Source organism: Streptomyces sp. NPDC059957, from assembly GCF_042730015.1.
In the GTDB taxonomy this organism is placed as follows: domain Bacteria; phylum Actinomycetota; class Actinomycetes; order Streptomycetales; family Streptomycetaceae; genus Streptomyces.
The window spans coordinates 1-6,131 of record NZ_JBHWMB010000067.1; the positions used below are offsets into that span (position 1 = coordinate 1).

7 protein-coding genes are annotated in these 6,131 nt (G+C 69.7%); 3 read left to right on the forward strand and 4 right to left on the reverse strand.

The window, feature by feature from the left end; all coding sequences use genetic code 11:
* Together ACFWBW_RS32590 and ACFWBW_RS32595 are read left to right on the forward strand one after the other, a co-directional pair.
* A partial coding sequence (locus ACFWBW_RS32590) for a matrixin family metalloprotease (RefSeq protein ID WP_385380265.1) occupies window positions 1-207 on the forward strand: 207 nt, incomplete at its 5' end.
* A 2-nt stretch (window positions 208-209) separates the two neighbouring features.
* Window positions 210-728: a hypothetical protein gene (locus ACFWBW_RS32595; protein ID WP_385380268.1), complete on the forward strand. Its 519-nt coding sequence runs from the start codon at window positions 210-212 to the stop codon at window positions 726-728.
* 160 nt (window positions 729-888) lie between these two features.
* On the opposite strand, the gene ACFWBW_RS32600 is transcribed toward ACFWBW_RS32595, so the two are convergent.
* Window positions 889-1,602 (reverse strand): hypothetical protein, encoded by a 714-nt coding sequence (locus tag ACFWBW_RS32600; RefSeq protein WP_385380271.1) that lies wholly within the window; start codon window positions 1,600-1,602, stop codon window positions 889-891.
* A 339-nt stretch (window positions 1,603-1,941) separates the two neighbouring features.
* Here ACFWBW_RS32600 and ACFWBW_RS32605 point away from each other — a divergent pair, with 339 nt between their 5' ends.
* Complete coding sequence (locus tag ACFWBW_RS32605) at window positions 1,942-2,550, forward strand: hypothetical protein (protein WP_385380274.1); 609 nt, start codon at window positions 1,942-1,944, stop codon at window positions 2,548-2,550.
* A 248-nt stretch (window positions 2,551-2,798) separates the two neighbouring features.
* Here the strand turns inward: ACFWBW_RS32605 and ACFWBW_RS32610 are convergent, their stop codons facing one another.
* The 3 genes from ACFWBW_RS32610 to ACFWBW_RS32620 all read right to left on the reverse strand — a co-directional run.
* On the reverse strand, window positions 2,799-4,517 hold the full coding sequence (locus ACFWBW_RS32610) for an FG-GAP repeat domain-containing protein (protein ID WP_385380277.1): 1,719 nt from the start codon (window positions 4,515-4,517) through the stop codon (window positions 2,799-2,801).
* A 309-nt stretch (window positions 4,518-4,826) separates the two neighbouring features.
* Window positions 4,827-5,042 (reverse strand): hypothetical protein, encoded by a 216-nt coding sequence (locus ACFWBW_RS32615; RefSeq protein WP_385380280.1) that lies wholly within the window; start codon window positions 5,040-5,042, stop codon window positions 4,827-4,829.
* Between the two features lie 32 nt (window positions 5,043-5,074).
* A partial coding sequence (locus ACFWBW_RS32620) for a DUF2399 domain-containing protein (protein WP_385380282.1) occupies window positions 5,075-6,131 on the reverse strand: 1,057 nt, incomplete at its 5' end.

The following is a 6,131-nucleotide window of genomic DNA, read 5'->3' on the forward strand; positions in this document are numbered from 1 at the left end:
GACTCCATCAGCATCAACAAGGCGCGGATGAAGGACTACGCGCCGAAGAAGCGCAGGAGCGTCGTCGCCCACGAGCTCGGGCACGCGCTCGGTCTCTGCCACAAGGCGAAGGCGACCACCGAGTCGCTGATGTGGCCGACCGTCCAGGACACCTACGACGTGCCGCAGGGCGTCGACAAGGCCAACTACAAGCGGCTGTGGGGCTGATGATGAGTGCTCGTGTGTGGATGGTGGCCGGGATCGCGTCCGGGGTGTTCCTCGCCGGCGGCGGCTGGTACGCGCTGGCCAGTGCGCAGAGCACGAGCCACGCGGTGTGCGACGTGGATCTGTCGAAGGACGCGGTCGTCGCGGACGAGTTCGAGCGCCTGGCCGTGGTGGAGGCCGTACGGACCACCAGGTCGTGGGAGGAGTCGGGGAGCGCCTACCGGTCGAGCGAGGTACGTCTCCTGCGGGCGCTGCAAGGCACCGTGCCCGAGTCGTTCACCGTGACGCAGGGCGTCACCCCGAAGGGCGAGCCGGTGCACGATGACCCGGTGCACGTCGTTCTCGAGCCGGGCCGCCAGTACGTCGTGGGCCTTACCGACATGGACGACAACGACCCGCGCCCGTGGGCCGGCTACAGCGCACTCGCCAAGGGCGGCGTCGAGGGCGAGGTGGCCCGCTGGCGCGATGCTCGCAGCGCGGTGGCCCCGCCGGCGAAGCCCTGCAACGACGTCGTCGTCGAGTAGGACCGCTTCCGGATTCCGGCCCTCATGTGAGGGCCGGAATTGTCACCATCTCCAGCGTGTGCTTCTCCCACATCCAACTCATCAGCGGGTCGTCCTACCGCCCCGCATCTGGGTGTGTGCTGTGGGCGGTGCCTTCACCGCCGGGCCCGGGAGGGGGCTCTCAGACGGCTGCTGGTACGGGCTCCTTGGCCTGGTCTGCGGGTGCGGGGGTGATCTCGTGCACGGGCCAGGTGTAGAACACGGTGCCCTGCTGGCTGACCTTCTCGAGTTCTTCCTTCTTCACGAGACTCTGCAGGGCGTTGCGGAGTGTCTGCACTGAGGTTTCCCGCTCGGGATGCGCCGCTTGGAACTCGCTCTGGATCTCGCTGACCTTCTTGGGCTCGCCGGGCTGCTTGGACAGGATCGCACTGAGGAGCCGACCAAGGGTGGGCCCAGCCGTCGCGGGGGGCTGGGCTTCACCGGCTGGGGTCTTCGTGGCAGCCGTCTGCTTGGCGGTCCGGTTCCTCTTCGCAGGTGTGGCCCCGGTCTTGGCCGTGGCCTTCTTGGCGGCGGTCTTCCCGGAGGTGGTCGTCTTCGTCGCCGGAACCGCGCTGGCGGTGGCCTTTCCCGCCCTCGGCGGCGGCACGGCCGCCGTATCCGTGCCTTCGTCGGCCGGGGGAGTGCGGCGTGTGGTCTGGGCAGGCGCCGGTGCCGGCGCAGGATCGGCATCCTGCGCAGTGTCCGCCAGTGCCGCGGCGAGCCACTTCTCCTCTCCCTGGAGCTTGCTCAGACGGTCGGTGAGGATCGCCTGCTCGGCCTGGTTGGCTGCGAGGGCGGCGGCCAGGTGGTCCGTGTACTTGCTCTGGGTCGGGGTGCTGACTGGCTCGTTTGCCACTGTGGTCCACGCTCTCTCTGGAAGGATGTGCGCTGATTCGCGATGCTACTCGGCCCAGGATTAAGCCGGTTGGGGATACGCCTTCTCCTCGAGCCGGCCGAAACTCGCCATTCCGTAGCGGATGGCTGGGCGGTGAGGGGGCCGGTGGGGGGTCTGGACCGAGTTCCTCGCCACCCGGCGCTATGCGCCGTCCGGCGAGGGACGCCCCCGGCGCCGCGGAGGTCCCCGCAACCACTTCATGAAAACCCGCCAGCCCGGCGGCCCGGCTGCGGCATCGTCGTGTTCAGACGGCCCCGCACCCGGGGGCCGCCTGAACACTGTGCAGGGAGAGGGCGGGTTGTGGTGAGTAGGCGTGAGACCTGGACGACGGAGGAGTTCGGTACCTCCCACACAGGCTCGGTCGAGGCCGTCCTGGCCGACGGCAGTGTGCCGGCCCCGGTGTATTTCGACAGTGGTTCCGGCGGGGGAGGGGACCCGGTTTCCCAGTGGAGTGTCTACGACGGCCGTTGGCCCCACGTTCCGCGGGCAGCCGCGCTGCGCGCGGTGTGCTCCTGCGGCTGGGCCGGCCCCGAACACCGCCTGGACTGGGAGACGATCGGCGACCAGGATCTGGCCGAGGCCGGGGACGACCAGGCGGACGCCTGCGACCGGGACTGGTACCAGCACACCGACCAGGTCGAAGCGACCACCGTCCCCCTCCCCGAGACCATCACCACGCTGCTGACCCAGCTGGAGGAAGAGATCGACAAGCTGACCAAGACCGCTCCGGTCGCCGGGGTACGGGCGGCACGCCGGCTGGAGGTCACCGCCGAGCGGGTCGGCTACTGGGCCGCCCGCGCCACCGCCAACGACCTCGACACCGAGCAGGCCGCCGCCCAACTCGGCCTCAACGAGGACGCCACCCGCAAGCTGATGGCACGCCTCGGACGGTGGAGCCCCTACCGCTGACCACGCTGACCCGGGCGAAGCGGGGCGGCCCGTCCGGACCGACGTGCGAAGGAAGACCCGGACGAGCTCCACCAACCAGCCTCCCAGGACAGTACGCCCGTACGTGGCGGCCACGCGGGTCCGGGAAGCGGGGTCCCGTCCCCGCGGCCTACAGGGCGCTCTCGTAGACGACGGTCGTGGTGGGGCAGTCCTCAGCGAGTCCGAGGAGGCCCCGGTCCGCGAAAGCGGACCGGGGCCTTCCGCATTTCTCAGAACAGCAGGTTGTACTGGCCGAAGCCGGTGCCGGCCTTGACCCGCGGGGTGTACGGCTTCGTGGTGACGCCGGTGCCCTGGTACAGCCAGAGGTTGCCGGACTTGTCCCGGGCCACCAGGTCGGCCTTGCCGTCGGACGTCAGGTCACCCGGCGCCACGATCGAGTTGTAGATCTGCCATCCGGTGCCCACCTGCTTCTTGGGCGCGAACGGCTTCGCCGCCACCCCGGTGCCCTCGTATAGCCACAGCTTGCCCGCCTTGTCCCGGGCCACCAGGTCGGCCTTGCCGTCAGCGGTCAGGTCGGTGCCGTCGACCAGCTGGTCATAGACCCCCCAGCCGCTGCCGACCCGCACCTTGCTCCCGAACGGCTTCGCGTCCACACCCGTGCCCGAGTACAGCCATAGACCGCCGGCCGCGTCCCTCGCAAGCAGATCCGCCTTCTTGTCACCGGTCACGTCGGAGACACCGGCCAGCGCGTCGTACACGTTCCACCCGGACCCGACCCGTATCCGGTCGTTGAAGGCCCTGCCGGTACCGGACATCCCGTAGAACCACAGCACTCCGCTCTTGTCCCGCGCCACCATGCCCGGACCGGTGCTCTGTACGGTCAACGCCCCCAGTCGGGTCAGCGCCGAGTACTGGTTCCAGTCGAACGTGATGGACATGTCCGTGACGACCGCGACACCCGGCTCCGCGCTGTGGACCCGAGCCTGGAGGTCCCACAGCCACTGTTCGGTGCCGCGGGCCATGAACCGGAAGCGCTCGATCACCGGGGTCGAGCTGGCGACCGCGAAGTCCGCGGACTTCTCCGGGTTGCCCGTGGGCTGGGTGTACACGTAGTAGAACGCGTCGTACCGCAGCCCCCATGCGGGCGCCGTCGCCTCGGCTTTCAGACGGTAGGTGATCGTGTAATCACCGGGCTGCTCGATGTCGCAGAGCACCGCACCGAACTCGCCACGCGTGTGGTAGCACTTGGCGCCCGGGGCGCCGCCCGCGTCGACGCCGTCGAGGGCGACCTTCAGCTCGCCATCATCCCAATGACGGAAGCCCGGCACCTGCGACGGGTACAGGCCCAGATGGCCCTTGTCCACCGCGTGCAGCTTCACCGTGTGCGTGACCACACCGCCGGCCGGCACGTCCGGCGTCGTCAGGGCGAAGGTGTTCTGCGCGACGTGTGCCTTGGTCTTCGCCGTGACGGTGGCGTGCGCCCGGCGCGGACCGATGGCCTTGGAGCCCGCGGTCTGCGCCTCCTTGATCCCTGAGGCGACGCTCGCGCCGCGCGGCACGTAGACGATCCCGTAGTAGGCCGTCACGCCGTCCGCCGCCTTGGTCGCCGCCTTTATCTCTGGGCTGCCCGGGTTGAGCCAGTCCTTCGCGTCACACAGGTACACGCCGGCGACCCCGGCCTTCGACACACAGCGCCCCGACAGAGTCGCGGAGAGCCCGACCGGCAGACCGCCACCGGACCAGCCGGCGTCCGTGAGCGGCTTCTTGCTGATCGCATAGACGAACGTGCCGTCCATCCGCCCGTCCTGCTCCCCGCTGCTGCTTCCCGGCGCCAGCTCGACCCGCTCCCCGCCCGGCATCAGCGTCTTGTCCTCGACCCGTTCGAAGTGGAATGTCGGGTCCCCGGCCGCTATGGCCTGTCCGGTAGCCGCGATACCGGCGGTGACCATCAGCGCAACCGCGACACCGGCACCCAAAAGCCTTCGCATCTTCCCCCCTAGCAAATTGATCAATCGGCGGAAGCTAGCACGCACCGTCGTCGGCTGATCAGATCGGGGGCCACCCTGGATCGCCTACACCCGGAAGGCCTCCGCATGGTCCGCCGACCAGGCATCGAAGGTGCGCGTCACGTGCCCGGTGAGCCGCGCGAGGCCGTCGGTGAGGTCGACGCGGCCCGCCACGACACCTGAGGCGACGCCACGGGACGCGGGGCCTCGAAGAGGCTCATGACGAGCTGGCGGTGAGCCCGGTACCGGCGTCGACGACGAGCTGCAACGCGCGCTGGTAGCCCATCCGCGTCACGGGTTGACCAGCGGGCAGGGGGCTGGGTGTTGAGCGGGATGTACCTCGATGCCGCCGTCGGCGTTCAGCAGGATGTGGCGGCCGGGGTAGGTGCGCTCAGCGGCAGCGATGTCGCGCTCGTCAAAGTCCCCTGTGAACAGCATTACGCCGCGGATGAGCTCGGTGCGCTGGACCCCGCTCGGCCAGCGGTGCAGGAAGGCATCGATGATCATGGGTTGGTCGGGGGAAGGAAGGTCCGCTCCGGTCACCTGTGGTCGGCCTCCGGCTCGGTGAACGTAGGCGGGGTTGCCTCGGACTGTGCGGCCTGCGGGGCGGATCCCGGGCGGCCGAGCAGGAGATCGGTGCGCAATTCCTCTACCAGCGCCTCCTCGTATGCGGGGCGGCCATGCCGGCGCATGGTGTGGTGAAGTTCCGGGTCCCAGGGTGTCGGCAGTAGGTGCGGCAGGTCGAGCTGGGCGGGCTCGAAGGGTGTGGGATGCAGCCCGTTCAGGTAGTCGGTGGCCGACATGCGCCAGACGGTGGCTTGGGGGACAACGCTGAGGACCGCGTGTACGTGCCGGATGCCCGCGGTGTCGAAGTCGGCGCGTACGGCGATGTTCCAGCCGCGGTGGGCGAGTTGCGCGATGGCGGCCAGTTCTGCAGAGGAGGGCGTGCCGACCGTACACAGCAGCCGCAACGCCTGATCAGGTGCGCGGGTGAGGGCTGCTGTGGCGATGGAGGGATTCTCGGTGATGAAGATCCAGCCCGGGCCACCGCTGGGCGGGCTCGGCCACACCGCGTTCTCGAGCGTCCACGACGGGAGGACGACGGGCTGGCCGTGGGGTACCTGCCAGCCGACAGGGTGGATGCCCAGGGTGAGCAGGCCTGTGGTCAGCGCATCGGGGGTGATCCCCAGCGCTTTCCAGGCGTCGCGACGGGACAGTCCCGCAGGGACTACGCCGCAGGCTGCCGCTTCGGCCAGGACCAGGCCGCCGAGGTCCGTGGCGTTGTCCAGTGAGTGCGGATCGCCGGTGGCGGTATGGGCCAGCAGACGCCGGTCGAGTTGCCCGGATTCGGGTAGACCGCCCAGCACTGTGGCGGCCGCCGTCAGGAGGCGGTGCGGTTCACGGTGGGCAGCGAGCCGGCTGACCCATCCACTGCGCTTGAGGAGCGCCCAGTGGTGTGGACCGGGACGGACACGGGCCGTGGCCGGAAGGGCGGCAAGGAGCCGGTCGCGCCCCTGCTGCAGGGAGACGAGGCGGGCTGTTTCGCGGGCCCGGGGGGGCGGGGTTTGGAGCGGAGAAGGGAAACCCCCCATGGGT

Coding starts and splice junctions, on each gene's coding strand:
- ACFWBW_RS32595 (WP_385380268.1), top strand. CDS start 210: ATGAGTGCTCGTGTGTGGATGGTGGCCGGGATCGCGTCCGGGGTGTTC.
- ACFWBW_RS32615 (WP_385380280.1), bottom strand. CDS start 5,042: ATGATCATCGATGCCTTCCTGCACCGCTGGCCGAGCGGGGTCCAGCGC.
- ACFWBW_RS32610 (WP_385380277.1), bottom strand. CDS start 4,517: ATGCGAAGGCTTTTGGGTGCCGGTGTCGCGGTTGCGCTGATGGTCACC.